An 18465-nucleotide genomic window follows, 5' to 3' on the forward strand; every position below is an offset into this window, starting at 1 on the left:
CTCGCGACGTCAGCGCTCAATGCCCCGGCTGATTCTTCGCGGCGGACTTCGGGTCCGCCCCCGCCGGTTCGTCGAGCGCCATCCGGAAGCCGACCACGCCGGGGTCCTCGGTCCGCGTGATCGTGAAGCCGCTGGCCTTCGCCAGCGCGATCATCGCGGTGTTCTCGCGCAGCGCTTCACCGATCAGCCAGTGGGTATCGCGCGCCCGCGCGTACGCGATGATCCGCTGCATCAGCAACTGGCCGAGGCGGCGCCCCTTCTGGTCCGAGCGCACGGTCACCGCGAATTCGGCCGTCTCGTTGTCGGGATCGGCCACCGCGCGCACAACGCCGAGCGTCTGTGCGACGCCGTCTTCGTTGTCGACCGTCGCGATCAGCGCCATTTCCCGGTCGTAATCGATCTGCGTCATGCGCGCGAGTTGCGAGTGCTCGAAACTGCCGACCGCGCCAAAAAAACGCAGCCGCAAATCTTCCGGCGTCATCGCGTTCACGAACTCGCGATGCGCGTTTTCGTCTTCCGGGCGAATCGGCCGCACCGTTATGCGCATACCTTGCCAGTCGATCGTTTCCTCGAAGCGGCGCGGATACGGCACGATCGCGAGACGGCTGCGCTTTCCGCCAACCCGCAACACGGGGTCGACCACCGTCACGCGGTCCCGGTAGACCCTGAGCTTCAGCGACAGGCCGACGATCTCGCGCACGTCGCAAACCGCTTGCGACAACGCCGTCAACGCGGCGAGCGTCGGCTCCGGCGCGACCAGCCTTGCGTATTGCGAACGCGTGACGATATCGCGCGCGAGCATCGGATTGAGCGGCGGCAGGCCATACACGTGCAACCCGCTGGAAACGCCGTCGATCGACGGCGCGGCGAAGCGGAACACGGGGCCGAAGTTGTCGTCGTCGTGCAGTTCGACGGCGACGTCGACGACGGGTTTTGTCGCGCTGTCGGCATCGGCGCACGGCGTGTCGGCGTCCGGCGCAGCGGCGTCCGGCGCAGCGGCGTCCGGCGCAGCGGCGCCCGACGCAGCGGCGTCCCCTTCTTCCACACCCTCCACCTGCAACCCGAATCGCGCCAGGAACCGCGCCGCCGCGTCCCCGGCGAGTTCGCTTTCGCCCGCCGCCAACGCCTCGCGAGCCTGCGCTTGGGCGGCGTCGATCGAGTCGGGAATCTGCGCTGGCAGGCCTTCCGGCGTTTGCATCAGCAGTTCGCGGCCCAGCCGGTAATCGACCAGCCGGGCGAACGCGCGCGCGAGCCGCTGCGGCGTCGTGTGCACCGGGATGCCCTGCGCATGCAGCGCGTCGCGCCTCGCTGCATCCACGCCGCCGAAGAAGCACGCGAGCAGCCCGCGATACGCAAAGCGCTGATGCTCGATCAGCGCCTGCGCGACGTCGTCGACGGGCGCGCCATGCGTCGATGCGTGCACCACGACGGCGGTGCCGGTCTCGCGATACTCGCCGAGCAGCTTCAGCGCGGCGCCGAAGTGCTCAGGGCGCGCGCCGTCGCCGAGCAGTAGCGGATTGCCGCCGACCGCCAGCGGCAGCGCCTCGCGCAGCGCGTCCGACGCCGCGGCCGGCCACGGCGCGAGCAGTCCGCCGGCGGCGCTGAACGCATCGCGCGCGAGCGTCGCGAGACCGCGGTCGCTGGTGATCAGCGTAGCGATTGCGCCCGCCGCCACGCGGCCGACGCCGAGCGTTTCGATTTCGTCGAGCAGATCGTCGAGCGCGTCGACGCGCACGAGGCCCGCGCGCCGGAACGCCGCTGTATAGAGACCGTCGGCGGGATCGTCGCGGCCGGAGCGCAGCGCGAGCACCGGCTTGTTGCGTGCCGCCGCTCGCGCGGCCGACATGAACTTGCGCGCCGCCCGCACGCTGTCGAGTTCGATCAGGATCGCGCGGGTGCCGGGGTCGCTCGCGAGGTAATCGAGCACGTCGCCGGCGTCGACGTCGGCCTCCGCTCCGAGCGCCACCGCGTGCGAAAAACCGAGCCCGCGCGCGCGTGCCCAGCCGAGCACGGCGTTGGTCAGCGCATTCGACTGCGACACCCACGCGACGCCGCCCGCCTTGACCGTGCAAGACGGCGCGCCCAGATGCGCGCCCAGCGCCGGCGACACCACGCCGAGACTACCGGGCCCGACGATGCGCAACAGATGCGGCCGCGCAGCCGATAGCGCGTGCCGCAGCTCGAGCCGGTCTTCATCGCTGCGCACCTCGCCGACGATGATCACGGCGCGCGTGCCCATGCCGCCGAGCTTGTGGATCAACGAGGGCCACGTCGCGGGCGGCGTGCAGATCACCGCGACGGTGGGCGCCTGCGGCAGATCGCTGACGTCGGAAATCACCGGGTGGACGCCGAGCGTCGCGTGCTTCGGATTAACGGGCCACAGCGGCCCGTCGAAGCCGCCTTCGAGCACACGCGCCCAGACCATCGCGCCGATGCTGCCCGGCCGCTCGGACGCGCCGATCACGGCGACGGATTTCGGGCGAAACAACGCGTCGAGGTTGCGAACGGTCACGGGCGCTCCATGCGGTTGGACAGGAATTGGAGCCGGCTTCGCGGCGGGGCGGGTGGTTCCGTCAGCATAGGCGAAGTCGCGCGCCGGCGCGGAACGTTGTTGCGACGGAAAAGAAAAAGCCGCGTCGAACGACGCGGCTTTTTAGCTTCGAAGCCAGCGGACTCGCGGCTTTACATCGCCTTCCTGAACGGCGCCCCCGAGTGCTCGCGCAACTCGTTGAACACGATCTTCGGCCACGCCTTCTGCGCGACCTCGATCTCCGACACGTGCGAGGCCAGATAGGTCGGCGCATCGGACGCATCGAGCGCGATCCGCGCCGAGTACGAATCGGTGAAGCGGCGCAGCTCGGCCGCATCGTCGCAGGTCACCCAGCGTGACAGCCGGTAACGCGCCGGCGCCATCCGCACGTCGACCTTGTATTCAGTCGACAGACGGTGCGACACCACTTCGAACTGCAGCTGCCCGACCGCGCCGAGAATCATCAGACCGCCCGCTTCGGGACGGAACACCTGGATCGCGCCTTCCTCGCCGAGCTGCTTCAGCGCTTCGCCGAGCTGCTTCGCGCGCATCGGATCGACCACTTCGACGGTCTGGAAAATTTCCGGCGCGAAGAACGGCAGGCCGACGAACTGAAGCTGCTCGCCTTCTGTCAGCGTATCGCCGAGACTCAGCGTGCCGTGGTTCGGAATACCGATGATGTCGCCCGGATACGCCTCGCTCACCGTCTCGCGACGCTGCGACAGGAACGTGACCACGTTGTTCGCACGGAACGTCTTGTTCGAGCGCGTGACCTTCACCGCCATGCCGCGCTCGAAACGTCCCGAGCACACGCGGATGAACGCGACGCGGTCGCGGTGCGCGAGGTCCATGTTCGCCTGCACCTTGAACACGACGCCGGTGAACTTCGACTCTTCCGGCTGCACCGGACGCTGCACGGTCATGCGCATCGACGGCGGCGGCGCGAGGTCGACCAGCGCGTCGAGAATTTCCTTAACACCGAAGTTGTTGATCGCCGAGCCGAACAGCACCGGCGACTGCTGCCCGGCGAGGAACTGCTCACGGTCGAATTCGGGCGTCGCGCCGCTGATCAGATCGATTTCTTCCTTCGCACGGACCCACGCGTGGCCGAAACGGCGCTCGCCTTCCTCGTTGCTCAGTGCCTGCAGCGTTTCGACCGCGCCGCCGGCCGTGTCCTGACCGGCACGGAATACGCGCACCTGATCGCGCTGTACGTCGTAGACGCCTTGAAAATCCTTGCCCATGCCGATCGGCCACGTGAACGGCACCGCCGCCACGCCTAGGTGCTGCTCGATTTCGTCGAGCAGTTCGAGCGGCTCGCGCACTTCGCGGTCGAGCTTGTTGATGAACGTGACGATCGGCGTCTTGCGGCTGCGGCAGACTTCGAGCAGCTTCAGCGTCTGCGCTTCGACGCCGTTCGCGCCGTCGATCACCATCACGGCGGCGTCGACCGCGGTCAGCACGCGGTAGGTGTCCTCGGAGAAGTCCTCGTGGCCCGGCGTGTCGAGCAGGTTGATCACACAGTCGCCGTACTCGAACTGCATCACCGAACTCGCGACCGAAATGCCGCGTTGCTTTTCGATCTCCATCCAGTCGGACGTCGCGTAGCGGTTGCTCTTGCGGCCCTTCACCGTACCGGCGATCTGGATCGCGCCCGAAAACAGCAGCAGCTTTTCGGTCAGCGTGGTTTTACCCGCGTCCGGGTGGGAAATGACCGCGAACGTGCGGCGGCGTTTGAGTTCGGAGACTGACATCGGGTCTGGCGGTCACGGAAAGGGGTTCGGGCGGTTCCCGGCGGCTTTGGGCGGGCCGGTTATGCCGCGCGTGGCGCGGCGGCGTCGAGTTGCGGGAGTCGGGCGCGGGCCGGAATCGGCCGGTGCTGGCACCGCGTCCGAAAACGGGTGGCGAACGGGTCACGACCCAGCGTTCGACAATGCGGGAATCGCTGGCGCAAAAACGGCGCAAGGTGCGAATGATACACGTCTGGCGCGACGGCCGGGGGAAAGGGCTGCGGCGTCGGACAGGGCGACGGCGCGAGCGTGCGCGCGCCGCGCATGCTCGCTGGCAAAGGTGAGCGTTTTCGGGACTTGCGGCCGCGGATATCGATTCACGGTCAAAGGTGAGGATCGCGAAGCGCACGCGCGCACCTGCTGCGGCGCACGCACCACAATCGCGATATGCGGGAACACTGCGGTAAAGCGTCGCAATGCTGCGAACAGGCTCAGGCTCGACGCCTGGAAAGGCCCGCCAGCAAAGGCTGGCGCGGGTTTTCGGCGAGCGGTGCGCGGCGACGCGACACGATGACGATTCGCACCCGCCGCGGTGCGCTGCTCGGCAAAGCCTGGCTCACCGAAGCAAGCCGCGAAGTGCGAATACGTCGATGAATCTCGCTGTACACGTTCAGGCGTCACGCAAAGGTGAGCGTTTTCGGGACCTTCGCAACGGTGCGGAACGAATCAAACGACGCATCACTTCAGAGAACAAGGACGCATTGGCATCCACGGCGGAAGTCAACCCTCGATCAGAAACCGTTCGCGATTTTTCCCGACCAGCCAGGCCGGCGAGCGCCCACGGCCGCTCCAGGTTTCGCCGGTCTTCGGATTGCGGTACTTGGCGACCGCCGACGCCGACGACTTGCGGCGCGGCTTCGCTGCGGCGCTCGTGAAGCCGAGTTCTTCGGCGGTCAGGTCGTATTCGGCAATCTTCTGCTTGATATCGGCGATAGCTTGCGCGACTTCTTTGTCGCGCGCGGCTGCGACTTCCTTATGGAGTTTTTCGAGTTGCGCAGTCAACTGTTTGTAAGAGGCCATGCCGGTGTTCCCCCTCGATTAGACGCACTGCGATGAATCGCGATGAATGTTTGGCGGACACTATCAGACGAATAAACCACAGGATAGTGAATCGGGCGGCCGAGCGCAGGCGCGGCGGCCGCGCTCAATCGTCGATCGCATCGTAGACGCGGCGTTCGAAGTCGATGGCCATCGGGAACGGGTCGATCGAGCGGCGCTGGATCAGCATCAGGCCGATCATCTTCTCGACCGGATCGGCGAACCAGCTCGTGCCGTACGCGCCGGGCCAACCGAACGAGCCGAGCGAGCGATAGCCGAGCGGCAATTGCTGCGCCGGATCATCGACGATCGACAGGCCTAGGCCGAAACCCTGCCCCGCCCAGATCACGTGACCGAAGGCGGGCAAGCGGCGCTGGTCGCGGCTCAGGAAATTGCTGCGCATCAGGTCGACCGAGCGATGCGACAGCAGCCGCGTATCGCCGACGCGGCCGCGCCCGAGCAGCAGTCGCGCGAATTGCAGATAGTCCTCGGCGGTCGAGATCAACCCGCCGCCGCCACTCTGAAAGCGCCGCGGATTGGCCCAGCGGCTCGCCGCCGGATGATCCTCGACCACGCGACGCCGCGTTCCCGGATCGATGTTGTACGCGGTGGCGAGGCGTGCGAGTTGCGCGTCGGGCACCCAGAACGCGGTGTCGCGCATGCCGAGCGGCTCGAAAATGCGCGTGCGGAAAAACTCGCCGAGCGGCATGCCGCTCACGCGTTCGATCAGCACGCCGAGCAGGTCGGTCGCCACGCCGTAGTGCCAGCGCGAGCCGGGCTGGAACATCAGCGGCAGTGCGGCGATGCGCGCGAGCCAAGCGCTGTTGCCGCCGCTCGCCTCGAAGCCGTTGAAAGCGGCTGTGTAGGCTTCGGCAAGCGGACCCGTCGCCGTGAAGTGATACGCGAAGCCCGCGCGATGCGTGAGCAGGTCGAGCACCGTAATCGGCGCGCGAATCGGATCGGTCTGGTGGAGCGGGCCGCTCGGATCTCGCAGCACGCGCGGCGCCGCAAGCTCGGGCAGCCACCGCGAAATGGGCGCATCGAGCGCGAGGCGGTCTTCCTCGATCAGCATCATGATCGCGGCACTCGTCACCGGCTTCGTCATCGACGCGATGCGAAACAGCGTGTCGCGCTCCATCGGCAATTGCGCGGCTTCGTCGCGTAGACCTATCGGTTCGAAGTAGCCGATTTCGCCGCGCCGCCATACGAGCGACACCACCCCCGCCACTTCGCCGCGCTCCACGTAGCCCTGCATCGCGGTGGTCAGCATCGCGAGCCGGGTCGCGGCAAGTCCTGCTATCTGCATGTTCGCCCCGTGTCGGTGAAAGGAAGCGTGCGCGCGCTCATGTCGCTTTGGCGATCAAACCGCAAGATATAACCGGTCCCGCGAGAGCGCACACGACGGCTTTCCTAATTGCGAATTCCGGTTGGCGGACTCAGTGACGACATTCAGGCTTTCTGCCGTTTTTCCAATGCGCAAAGCGCGGCATCGAGGCGTTTGACGCGGGTTGCCTGCGCCGGCACGATAACCGCGCCGGAAACGTGCTGGAGGCGGTTTCGCCAGTAAGACAACGGAATACGGTCTTCTGCCGAAATATGGGAAATTATCTGTTCGAGATGCTCGATGTCTTTTTCGAGTTGCTGATGATTCATTGCTTTCCCCGGATTCTATTGAATTAGTGTTGAAGCAAAAAAATCGAAAGCATGAAGCCGCGTTGGCCCGCGCGGCCCGAACTAATGTCCGCCAGTGGCGGGAAAACCTTCCTCTTCTTTTTCTGTGCCGGAAAAAACCGGCATTTTCTTCTCGCTGCAGTTAAATTCCCAACGATTTAAACAGGATACTGCCGTCAAATTTCACGTTCCGTTGCCTGCCGCACTGAACTTCGTTCGACAGCCCGACGGTAAAGATAAATCGTTGTCGGGGCGCAAAGGATAATCGCTGCGCGGCGACTCAACGTTGTAAAAATGCCGCGCGCGGCTTACTTAACCCAATTCGCATGCTAATCGTGGATCGGACACACATTAGGCGCATGAATTTATGACAGCCATGTGCTAACCGCGAGCGTATCGGGAATTGGCAGGGAATGACTGGGAACAGGTGAAAAAAACCAATGCGGCTTACGAATCGGTCAGCCGCGTGCGCCGGTGTTGCACTGGCGCTGCTCCAGGTGCTTACTTCGCGGTCGCGCGGCAGGCGTAGATCAGGCTCAACGTGCCGCCCTGGCTCGACTGGCGCACGACGTCGAACGCGCCATTGCAACTGGCGGCCGCCTGTTGCGAGCACGAGTCGGAACCGACCGGGCATTGCACGAGCGTGGTTGAGCGGCCGTCCGGCAGGAACAGCGGCGCACTGCTGCTGCAACCGCCAAGCACGACGATCGCGCCGGCGGCCAGCATGACGCTCGAGCGGCGCGCGAAGAAGGAAAGGCGTTTCATGGAGACCCCGGTCACGTCTTGTTTTTCGATCTCGCGATTGTGCCACGCTGCCCTCGTGCTGCGTCAGTTCGCGCGGCGCGGCCGGCGGTCGGCGCGTCAAACGTCGATGCCGTGCGCGGCGATCTTCTTGTACAGCGTCGCGCGGCCCATGCCGATCTGTTTCGCAGTGTCGATCACGCGGCCGCCGTTCGCGCGCAACGCGTCGCACAGAAAGCGCTTTTCGAACGCGGCCATCGCGTCGCTCCACGAAGTGGCTTCGGCGGTGGCTGCCACGTCCACGCTGGCGGCCGCGGCAGACGGGGTCCGCGTCGGCGGCACCGCACCGCCCTGCCCCGAGCCGATGAACGGCGCGAGGATGCGCGCATCGATGCGTTCGCTGTCGGACAGCATCACGGCGCGCTCCAACGTGTTGCGCAGTTCGCGCACGTTGCCGGGCCAGTCGTATGCGCATAGCAGCCGCAACGCGTCGTCGTGCAATTCGAAGTGGCTGCCGCCGCCGGCCTGCGCGGCCAGATCTTCGAGCATCGCGTAGGCGAGCGCCTCGATGTCGGACGGACGCTCGCGCAACGCGGGCGCAAGGATCGTCAGCACGTTGAGCCGGTAGAACAGGTCCGCGCGAAAACGCCCGGCCGCGACGAGCGCGGGCAGATCGGCCGAGGTCGCCGCGATGATCCGCACATCCGCACGCACGACGCGGTTCGAGCCGAGCGGCTCGAACTCCTTGTCCTGCAGCACCCGCAGCAGCTTGCCCTGCAATGGCAGCGGCATGTCGCCGATTTCGTCGAGAAACAGCGTGCCGCCGTTGGCGAGCTCGAACTTGCCGACCCGCCCCTTGCGATCGGCGCCGGTGTACGCGCCGGGTGCGGCGCCGAAGAATTCGACTTCGAGCAGCGTGTCGGGAATCGCCGCTACGTTGACGCTGACGAGCGGCCTATGCGCGCGCGCCGAGCCGCCGTGAATCGCATGCGCGAGCAGCTCCTTGCCAGTGCCGGTTTCGCCGAGCAGCAGCACCGGCGCTTCGAGTTGCGCGGCGCGCCGCGCCTGGCGCTTCACTTCGAGCGATGCCGCGCTCGTGCCGACGAAGCTGCCGAACGTATAGCGCGCGCGGCGCGCCTGCGCGAGCGACTGGCGCGTCGCGATCAGCTCCTGCTGCAGCCGCGAGTACTGCGAAAACAGCGGCGACAGCGCTTTCAGCTCGTCGAACAGCGCGAAGCCGACCGCGCCGATCGTCGCGCCGGCATCGTCCTTCAGCGGCAGGCGCGTGACGACCAGCGGCTCGCGATCGGTCTCCATGATGTCGAGCAGGATCGGCTTGCCGGTGTTGACGACCTCGCGCATCAGACTGTTAGGGATCACCGCTTCGCAATCGCGGCCGATCGCCTGTTGCGGGTCCGAAAAGCCGAAGCGCGCCGCATACCGCTTATTGATCCAGACAACGCGCGCTTGCCCGTCTACGATGAAGGTGCCTTCACTGAAGTTTTCGAACGTGCGAAACAGCGATTCCATCGCGCGACGAAGCACGTCGTCATAGGTGGCGGGCAGGCCCGTCCAGTCGGTCATCATGCTGTCGCTGTCTCCGCTTACCGTTTTGTTTCTAATCAATCTCAATTGCTAGACGAATTTATCTCCAAATAGAGACAGGCGACAGCCCTTATGCATCATGACTTACCCTGGTTTCTGGCGATCTTCACCGGATTGAAGTCCCGTTTTGGAGACACCTGGGTACAATCCGCCAACGATGCCTCGGGCCACCGCTGCACGCCCGCGCCAGGCGCCACAGCGCTTCAGCGACAAAACGCCGGGCATGGCATGGAATCTGCAAATCGACCGCGCCGCGCCGTCGCTTGATCAGGACGGCAAAAAGGTAGAACAACCAGGCTATGGAGACTCAATGACCTTTCTCATCGTTATCGCCGCGCTGGCGTTTCTGATGTTGGCCGCGTATCGCGGCTACAGCGTAATCCTGTTCGCGCCGATCGCGGCGCTCGCCGCCGTCCTGCTCACCGAGCCCGCCGCCGTCGCGCCGGTCTTCACGAGCATCTTCATGGACAAGATGGTCGGCTTCGTGAAGCTGTACTTCCCCGTGTTTCTACTCGGCGCCGTGTTCGGCAAGGTGATCGAGCTTTCGGGCTTCTCCGAGTCGATCGTCGCGGCCGCGATCCGCTATATCGGCCGCTCGCGCGCGAACGCGGTGATCGTCGCGGTGTGCGCGCTGCTTACCTACGGCGGCGTGTCGCTGTTCGTCGTCGTGTTCGCGGTCTATCCGTTCGCGGCCGAGCTGTATCGCCAGAGCAACATTCCGAAGCGGCTGATGCCCGGCGCGATCGCCCTCGGCGCGTTCTCGTTCACGATGGACTCGCTGCCCGGCACGCCGCAGATCCAGAACATCATCCCGACGACGTTCTTCAAGACCACCTCGTGGGCCGCGCCGACGCTCGGCGTGCTCGGCTCGCTGTTCATCATCGTGGTGGGTCTGACATATCTGGAATGGCGGCGCCGCAGCGCGATGGCGACCGGCGAGGGTTACGGCACCGAACTCGTCAACGAGCCGGAGCGCGTCGAATCGAAAGAGCTGCCGCATCCGCTGCTGGCGATCGCGCCGCTCATCGTGGTCGGCGTCGCGAACTTCTTCCTGACGCGCTGGATTCCGACCTGGTACGGCCCGTCCTTCACGGTCACGCCGGAGATCCTGCCGGGCCTGCATGCACCGGTCGAAACGAGCGTCAAAGCCCTCGTTGGGATCTGGGCCGTGCTGGGCGCGCTGCTGCTCGGCATCATCATGGTCATCTTGACGGCGTTCCGCCGCGTCAGCCACCGCTTTGCGGTCGGCACGAAGGCAGCGGTGGCGGGCGCGCTGCTGGCGTCGCTCAATACCGCGTCGGAATACGGCTTCGGCGGTGTGATCGCCGCGCTGCCGGGCTTTCTCGTTGTCAGCAATGCGCTGAAAAGCATTCCGAATCCGCTTGTCAACGCCGCGGTGTCGGTCAGCACGCTGGCGGGTATCACGGGTTCGGCATCGGGCGGTATGAGCATTGCGCTCGCCGCGATGTCCGATACGTTCATCAAGGGCGCGCAGGCCGCGAACATTCCGCTCGAAGTACTGCATCGCGTGGTCGCGATGGCGAGCGGCGGCATGGATACGCTGCCGCACAACGGCGCGGTGATTACGCTGCTAGCGGTGACGGGTCTCACGCACCGGCAGTCGTATCGCGACATCTTCGCGGTCACGGTGATCAAGACGCTCGCCGTGTTCTTCGTGATCCTGGTCTATTACACGACCGGCCTCGTGTGAACGTCGAACCGGAAAGCAGCACTTTGATCTGATAGATCCGCATTAGTCCCACCTCGACAGTCCGCCTACGAAGCACGAGGATGGAGTTGTCAGCGCCCAATGTTGCAAGGGCAGGCTGACCCGAGTAACAACGGCGTTTAACGGCCCGTCCTTATCCGGACGGGCTATTTTTTTCAGCGCGCGATTCGTGCGCGAAAGGTGAGGGAATCCGGGAGCGACGCCAACAACGGCGAGATTGTCGCCGGACGCCGCCTAGCCCGCGCCCGCGTCACCCGGATGACAAAACCGGAACGCAAGTCGCGCCGCCGAGGGGCATGAAAAATGCATCCGTCGCAACGAGGAGTCGCGTTAAACTGGTTGCTCGCTCCGCAACCGCGAATGCGCTAGCGGCGCGATCACACTCGACTAAAACCCGGGCGAGATAGAGACGGAGGCAGACGCAACACGGCACGACGACGCGGCAGACGGCACGCCATCCGCCCCGTACAATGTTTCCATCACCAACGCAACAAGGACAACTTCGATGCGCATTACCGGGTCTTCCGGGTCAATGGCCCTGCTCACCGAATACGACGACGCAACGGCGCGCGAACTTCGCTCGCTGCGCCTCGAATCGACCGAAGACGGCAAAGGCATCCTGCTGATCGAGGTCGATGAGCGCAAGCCGGGCATACACCGTGAAGTGCGCTACGAAATCACGCCTGCGGAGCTGATCGCCGCGATCCGCGCGCATGGCGCCGAGTTGCCGGGCGAACAGCACAACCATCGTCAGTGAAGCAGGCACGCGGCGTATCACCGTCGTCGCGTGACTCGTCAGCCTCGCGCGCCGGTTGCGTCGCGCCTTTTACGCGTCAGCGCGGGATGATTCGCATTGGGCGCGCCCGCGCGCGTCGCCATGCCTCCGTCTGTTCCGCTCGAACCGCCAATCCCCGCTTTCCTACGGGTTTCTGCAAACGCTTCCGCGCGCCTCGTCGAGCATGCTTACCCGGCCTTCAACCACTTGTCACAAGCGGTCGTCACGCTTGTGTATCGGGGCATGCGGCCATATATGCAGACCTGATCGCAGCCAGAAGGCCTGCCGGTTTCCGGGTCGGTTGCACGTCTTGAAAATACGTCCATAATCCTTGCATTCCCCTTTGCGTTCCTTACCGCGCTGCGCCCGCAAGGGCCGCGGATGTTAAACCGATGCTACATGACCTCGTCGCGCAATATGGACCAGCGCTCGTCTTCGCGAACGTGCTAGCCGCCGCGCTCGGGCTGCCGGTGCCCGCAATGCCGTCGCTCGTGCTGTTCGGCGCGATGGCCGCAATGCACCCCGGCTCGGTCGGCTCGCAGCTGCTGCCGGTCCTCGTGCTGTCGATCTTCGCGACGCTGATCGGCGACAGCGCCTGGTACCTCGCGGGCCGCATCTACGGCGGCAATACGCTGAAGACGATCTGCCGGCTGTCGCTGTCGCGCGACACCTGCGTGAAAAAGACCGAGCGCTTCTTCGGCCGCTGGGGCGTGCGCGTGCTCGCGGTCGCGAAGTTCGTGCCGGGGCTGTCGATCGTGTCGATCCCGATGGCCGGCGCGATGGGCACGCGCTACCGCACCTTCCTCACCTACGACGGCGTCGGCGCCGCGCTGTGGTCCGGCACCGGCCTGATCATCGGCGCGCTGTTCGCGCGGCAGATCGACATGCTGTTCGCAATCGCCGGGCGGCTCGGGCGCACGGCGGCGGTGGTCGTCGTCGCGTTACTGGCGCTGTACGCTGCGTACCGGTGGGTCCGCCGCCGTCAGTTGATTGCGAAGCTCGCGTCCGCGCGCATCGAAGTCGACGAACTCGCGACGCTGTTCAAGGCTGGTCAGGCACCGGTCGTGTTCGACATCCGTTCGCAGGAGAAGCGCAAACTCGATCCGTTCGTGATTCCAGGCGCGCAATTCGCCGACGAACGGCAACTCGACGGCATCGTCGCCTCCTATCCACGCGATCAGAAGCTCGTGATCTACTGCTCCTGCCCGAACGAGATTTCCGCGGCATGGATGGCCAAGCAGCTCACCGAAGCCGGTTTCTCCGACGTGCTGCCGCTGCGCGGCGGCATGGAAGCCTGGCGCGACTCGGGCAAGCCGGTCGACTCGCTGCCCGAAATGCCGCCGCCGGAAGTCACGGTCGACGATATCGCGCCCAAAGCCGTCTAGTAGAAATTAGCGGCGGCATCGTCCCCCTCACGCGGGCGGCACGGCTCGTCCCGGCGTGCGAGCGCGCATTGCGTTGCCTTGCGTTCAATCGTGCGATGAACATCGAAGGAGCGGTTCAATGCTTTCGACTCAAGACGTTTCGACTCAAGAGGTAGCAGGACAGCAGGGAGTCATTGCCGACGCGCCGTTTTCGTCGCTGTCGACACGGATGCATCAGATGTTTCCGGAGCTCACTGGCGCCGAGATCGACCGGCTACGCCGCTTCGGTGAAATTGGTCGCTGGAAGTCCGGCGAGTTGCTGTTCGAGACCGGCCACACCGGCCCCGGCATGTTCGTGCTGCTCGAAGGGCGCGTGAAGGTTTATCAGCGTGACGGCATCGGCCGCGAGCATGTGATCAGCGAGCGCGGCGCCGGACATTTCCTGGCCGAGGTCGGGCAGTTGTCGGGCAAGCCCTCGCTAGTGAACGGCCTCGCGACCAGCGACGTCGAAGCGCTGCTGATTCCGCCCGACCGGCTGCGCGCGCTGATCGTTGCCGAAGCGGAACTCGGCGAGCGCATCATGCGCGCTCTGATTCTGCGGCGCGTGTCGCTGATCGAAAAGGGCGCGGGCGGGCCGATCCTCGTCGGCAACAGCAATGACGCGCGGCTCGTGATGCTGCAGGGCTTCCTGTCGCGCAACGGCCATCCGCATTCAGTGCTCGACGAACGAGACGAAGATGCGCTGCGGCTGATCGAGCAGTTCGCCGCGCAGCGCGAGGACATGCCGCTCGTGATCTGCCCGGACGGCTCGGTGCTGCGTCATCCGAGCATGCCGGAGCTTGCCACTCGCTTAGGCCTGCTGCCCGATCTCGACGACGCGTACGTGTACGACGTCGCGATCGTCGGCGCGGGGCCGGCGGGACTTGCCGCGGCCGTGTACGCGGCCTCCGAAGGCCTGTCGGTGATCGTGCTCGACAGCCGCGCGCCGGGCGGCCAGGCAGGCGCAAGCTCGCGCATCGAAAACTACCTCGGCTTTCCGACCGGCATCTCGGGCCAGGCGCTCGCCGGCCGGGCATTCGTGCAGGCGCAGAAGTTCGGCGCGCACGTCGCGATCCCGGTCAACGTGAAGGCGCTGCATTGCGGAGAGTCGCCGTATCGGCTGGAGCTGAAATGCGGCGGCCACATCAGCGCGCGGGCGATCGTGATCGCGAGCGGCGCCGTGTACCGACGCCCGGCGCTCGACGGGCTCGAGCGCTTCGACGGACGTGGCGTCTACTACTGGGCGTCGCCTGTCGAGGCGAAGCTGTGCAAGCGCCAGGAGGTCGTGCTGGTGGGCGGCGGCAATTCGGCCGGTCAGGCGATCGTCTATCTGGCGACGCACGCGGCCAAGGTTCACGTGCTGATCCGCCGCAGCGGTTTCGAGGCGACGATGTCGCGCTATCTGATCGACCGCATCCGCTCGCTGCCGAACGTGTTCGTGCATCCGGGTTCGGAAGTCGGCCGGCTCGACGGCGACGAGGACGGGCTTGTATCGGTAGCGCTGAAGCGACCGCTGCCCGACGGCGTCGATCACTTCGACACGCGTCATCTGTTCCTCTTCACAGGCGCGGACCCGAACACCGAATGGCTGCGCACCTGCGGCGTGCAACTCGACGCGAAAGGCTTCGTGCTGACCGGCATCAGCGCGGACGGCTCGGCCACCGCATGCGATCTCGGGACTACGGTCGAAGGGGTCTATGCGATCGGCGATGCGCGCGCCGGGTCGACGAAACGCGTGGCCGCGGCGGTCGGCGAAGGCGCGGCCGTGGTCGCGCAGATTCACCAGTTGCTGGCGCAGATGAACGGGGAAGAGATGGCGCTCGGTGCGTGAGTCTCGGTGCGGTCTCTAACGCATGCGTCTTCAGTGCAACGCGGCCCACGCGAGCGACACCGAAAACACGCCGAGCACGATCGACGCGCCGCGCTGCACCTTCGCCGGTTCAAGCCAGCCGAGCCGCCCGCTGCCGAGTGCGGCGCCGAACCCGATCCACGCGAGCGCGATCGGCGCGGCGAGGCACGCGAACATCCCCATCGCGAGCAGATAAGCGGGCAAATGCATGAACGCGGCGGCCGGAAAGATCGTGCCGCCGAACAGCAGCCCTTTCGGATTGAGCAAGGTCGCGACGAACAGCGCGCGCACGTTGCCAGCGCGTTGCGTCGAGCCGGGCAGTGCCACCGCCGCGCGCCACATCTCGAGCGCAAGCCACGCGATATAGACACTCGCGGCCACGCGCAGCAGCGACGGCAGCCACGGCCACGCTTGCGCCGCGTGCGCGAAGAAGCGTCCCCACGCGGAGATCGACACCAGATAGCCCGTCAGTTCCGCAGCGATCAGCGGCAGCGCGCGGCGCAATCCGGCGCGCAAACCGGCCGCCGCCAGTAGCGTGTTGGTGGGTCCGGGCGTCACCAGTACCACGATGATGCCGGTGGCCAGCAACGCGATCTCGGTCGCAGAGAGCATAAAAAAAGCGCACGGTGAGTTACACAGTGCGCTTTTGTAGCACAGACAGCACGATGGCTACGCCGAAGCGGACAGGACCCGCGGGTTCAGCTGTTCCACTCAGCGCATCGCTCAGCGCTCCAGCTTCGCGCGTAACTCGCGTGCGGCCTCCAGCAGCCCTTCGTACCCCGAACGCGCGTGCTCCGGCAGATCGGGATCACCGACCAGCGCGCCGAGCGTTTCAATCAGACTGTACACAATGCCTTTCGCCGCGCCCGACGCAATGCCACCCGACGACATCTGCTGATCGACGTGACTGAGCGCCGCGTCGAGCTGCTCGATTTCGGGACGATCGTCGGAGGGCGGCTTGGGAGAAACGTCTTGCGTCATGATCGAACATCGCTCCTTTAAGTGCATCGGTAAAGTTGTTATATACCGATCGTGCGCCGCCGTCTATTCGTGTTCGGCGCGACAGCGACGCACGTCAAGGTGTCCAGCGATACATCAGCAGCTTCGCGCGCGCGTCGTCTTCGACCAGCACCACGTACTCGCCGTTTTCGCGCTGCGCCGCGCTGATGCCGAGATAGACGTCGACCCAGCCGCTCGTACCGCCGACGCTCGCGCCCGGCGTCATATAACCGACTGCCGTGCCGTTGCGCGCGTCGTAGACGTCGATGCGATCGGTGTACAACTCGGCGACGAAGATATAGTTGCCCGCCATCGCGACGCCGACCGTGGTGGTCTGCGGATCGCTCTGCGTGTTCCACGGCAGCGAGATCGTATAAGTCAGGGTCGGCGTGCCGCTGCTCCAGTTGTCGTAGCGCGCAAGCACCGGGCCCGCTTCCTTCCAGTGCGTCGGGTCCCACGGAATCGCGCTGGTGAAACCGGACAGATACATCGTGTCGGTCGCTGCGACGTAGATGAGCCGCGCTAGCCGCGTGAACGGCGCGGGCATCGCGAACATCCTCGAACTCGCGTACGTGTAGTTCGGATTGCCGGCGGAGTCGAGACCTTGCAGCGGCATCTCGCGCACGCCGCTCAATGGCGTGGCGAGCCATACGTTGCCGGGTTCGTCGACCCACCAGAAGCCGTTGCCGACCGTGCTGCCGGTCGACGGATTGCCGCTGATCTCGCTCGCGTCGACGGTGCCATTGCCATTGCCGTCGCGCCACAGCCATTCGCCGTACGTCGGTTGCGCGGCGGGCCAGGTGCCCGGCAGCGGATTCTGCGCGAGCATTCCCGACGGAATCGCGATCTCGCCGTGCGCGGCACCGAAGCGATAGACGTTCAGATAGTGCGCGCCCGGATCGAGCGTATAGAGAAAACGCTGGCCATTGAATCTGCGCACCATCGGTTCGCCGCGCACGCCGCGCGGCTGGTGAAACGCGGGGTCGTCGGGGTAATCGAAGCGATCGAGCGTGAACGCCGCGTATGACCATTCGTGACCGGCCGGCTGCCTGTAATCGAGCGTGAAGCGCTTCGAGCCCGTGTAGATCGAAGCGGGCGTGGCCGGATCGAACGCGCCGCTATCGACGAAAGTCAGGCCGTAGAGCCGCCAGTTGAGCACGCGCGTGCCGTACACGTAGCTCTCCAGCACCGCGCCTTGCCCTACCGATGCCGAGCCCGGCGCACGCGGTCCTTCGCCGTTTTGCGCGACGTACAGATTGCCAGCCGCATCGACGCCGATGCCAGTGATGCCGTTGAAACGCGTATCACCCGGCACGCCGCGCACCGGATGGAAGGTGCCGTTGCGCGTGCCGATCGACGTGCCGGCCTGCATCTGGCCGCCCGCGCCTTTGTTGAACACGAGAATCTGCTGTGAAACGCCGTTGTCGGCGACCAGCAGCTGGCCGGATGGCGTGACCGTGAGGTCGGTCGGCACGGTGCCCGCGGGTAGAGTCAATGGACCGGCGAGCGCGGTGCCGTCTGCACGGTAATGCAGGATGCTCAGGCTGCCTGCGCCGAAGCCGCTGATGATCCACAGCGTCGAGTCGGTGTCGATCGCGATGCGCGCGGGCGATGCGACGCTCCACGAACGCAGCGGCTGCATGGATTGCGCGTCGTGCACGACGATCCGGTTGCCGTACGTGTCGGCCACATAGAGCTCGCTGTCGGTCGCGGCGAGGCCGCGAATGCCCGCGTCGATGCCGGTCTTCACCGTTTGTACCGCGACGAAACTGTTCTTCGTCGCATTCGCGCTATTGCCGATGCCGCCGGAAAACGGCGCGCCGGTCGCGAGATTCGCGAGCGTGCGTCGCGTGATGCCGTACCAGGTCTGATTGGCCGGCGGATAGTCGGCGCCGACCAGCGCATTGTTCTCGTTGCCGATCGACATCGCCGCGTACAGGTACGTGTGATTCACCGCCACCGCGTCGCCGCCGGCCGCGCCCCAGCCGTGCGTCGAACCGGCGATCGCGAGCTTGTCGCCGGCGCGATAGGCGGCGATTTCGCTGCCGCTTTCGTCCCACGGCGCATTCGTATAAACGGTGCCATTAGCATCGACGCTAATGGCCTGAATATCCTGCTGCATCCATTTACCGTCGCCAAATCCGAAACTATTACCGATCCATGAGGTCGTGTAATTCAATTGGGATTGCGCGGAGACATTCGGCGAGATCAGGCTATAGATTAGAACCACGGCCAAGCCAAGGCGGGGAAGAAGCTTCACGGGGGTCGATCCTTGCTAGGCGATGCGCGCACATCAAAGTTGGTGTTTTATGCTCTCATATAAAAATAGCAAACT

At 65.4% G+C, this 18465-nt stretch carries 14 protein-coding genes; 4 read left to right on the forward strand and 10 right to left on the reverse strand.

What is annotated here, in order from left to right; translation table 11 throughout:
- Positions 1 to 16 precede the first annotated feature (16 nt).
- From GCT19_RS18150 to GCT19_RS18180, 7 genes are all read right to left on the reverse strand, one after another.
- A complete protein-coding gene (locus GCT19_RS18150) occupies positions 17 to 2512 on the reverse strand; it encodes a GNAT family N-acetyltransferase (RefSeq protein WP_321576822.1) in 2496 nt (831 codons plus the stop codon).
- Positions 2513 to 2682: 170 nt separating this feature from the next.
- The gene (locus GCT19_RS18155; RefSeq protein ID WP_013092897.1) at positions 2683 to 4284 is read right to left on the reverse strand and encodes a peptide chain release factor 3; all 1602 of its coding nucleotides are present in this window, start codon (positions 4282 to 4284) and stop codon (positions 2683 to 2685) included.
- Between the two features lie 756 nt (positions 4285 to 5040).
- On the reverse strand, positions 5041 to 5340 hold the full coding sequence (locus GCT19_RS18160; RefSeq protein ID WP_013092896.1) for an H-NS histone family protein: 300 nt from the start codon (positions 5338 to 5340) through the stop codon (positions 5041 to 5043).
- A 124-nt stretch (positions 5341 to 5464) separates the two neighbouring features.
- Positions 5465 to 6664, reverse strand: coding sequence for a serine hydrolase domain-containing protein (locus GCT19_RS18165; RefSeq protein ID WP_152852684.1), 1200 nt, complete (start codon positions 6662 to 6664; stop codon positions 5465 to 5467).
- 143 nt (positions 6665 to 6807) lie between these two features.
- Positions 6808 to 7011: a hypothetical protein gene (locus GCT19_RS18170; protein WP_018438439.1), complete on the reverse strand. Its 204-nt coding sequence runs from the start codon at positions 7009 to 7011 to the stop codon at positions 6808 to 6810.
- A gap of 519 nt (positions 7012 to 7530) precedes the next feature.
- Positions 7531 to 7794, reverse strand: a complete 264-nt coding sequence (locus tag GCT19_RS18175; RefSeq protein WP_018438438.1) for a hypothetical protein — start codon at positions 7792 to 7794, stop codon at positions 7531 to 7533.
- Between the two features lie 96 nt (positions 7795 to 7890).
- A complete protein-coding gene (locus tag GCT19_RS18180) occupies positions 7891 to 9357 on the reverse strand; it encodes a sigma-54 interaction domain-containing protein (protein ID WP_152852685.1) in 1467 nt (488 codons plus the stop codon).
- Between the two features lie 328 nt (positions 9358 to 9685).
- Between GCT19_RS18180 and GCT19_RS18185 the strand changes: the two genes are divergently transcribed.
- From GCT19_RS18185 to GCT19_RS18200, 4 genes are all read left to right on the forward strand, one after another.
- On the forward strand, positions 9686 to 11086 hold the full coding sequence (locus GCT19_RS18185) for a GntP family permease (protein WP_026229258.1): 1401 nt from the start codon (positions 9686 to 9688) through the stop codon (positions 11084 to 11086).
- A gap of 523 nt (positions 11087 to 11609) precedes the next feature.
- Entirely contained in the window at positions 11610 to 11861 is a 252-nt protein-coding gene (locus GCT19_RS18190; RefSeq protein WP_008921056.1) for a hypothetical protein, read from the forward strand.
- A 410-nt stretch (positions 11862 to 12271) separates the two neighbouring features.
- A complete protein-coding gene (locus GCT19_RS18195; RefSeq protein WP_018438435.1) occupies positions 12272 to 13264 on the forward strand; it encodes a DedA family protein/thiosulfate sulfurtransferase GlpE in 993 nt (330 codons plus the stop codon).
- Between the two features lie 118 nt (positions 13265 to 13382).
- The gene (locus GCT19_RS18200; protein ID WP_152852686.1) at positions 13383 to 15113 is read left to right on the forward strand and encodes an FAD-dependent oxidoreductase; all 1731 of its coding nucleotides are present in this window, start codon (positions 13383 to 13385) and stop codon (positions 15111 to 15113) included.
- 30 nt (positions 15114 to 15143) lie between these two features.
- Here GCT19_RS18200 and GCT19_RS18205 read toward each other — a convergent pair whose 3' ends face one another.
- The 3 genes from GCT19_RS18205 to GCT19_RS18215 form a co-directional block, all read right to left on the reverse strand.
- Positions 15144 to 15743, reverse strand: a complete 600-nt coding sequence (locus GCT19_RS18205) for a LysE family translocator (protein ID WP_013092888.1) — start codon at positions 15741 to 15743, stop codon at positions 15144 to 15146.
- Between the two features lie 111 nt (positions 15744 to 15854).
- Positions 15855 to 16112 (reverse strand): hypothetical protein, encoded by a 258-nt coding sequence (locus GCT19_RS18210; protein WP_013092887.1) that lies wholly within the window; start codon positions 16110 to 16112, stop codon positions 15855 to 15857.
- Between the two features lie 94 nt (positions 16113 to 16206).
- Positions 16207 to 18390, reverse strand: coding sequence for an NHL repeat-containing protein (locus tag GCT19_RS18215; protein WP_321576823.1), 2184 nt, complete (start codon positions 18388 to 18390; stop codon positions 16207 to 16209).
- Positions 18391 to 18465 lie beyond the last annotated feature (75 nt).

It is taken from the genome of Paraburkholderia atlantica (assembly GCF_009362785.1).
Classification (GTDB): domain Bacteria; phylum Pseudomonadota; class Gammaproteobacteria; order Burkholderiales; family Burkholderiaceae; genus Paraburkholderia; species Paraburkholderia atlantica.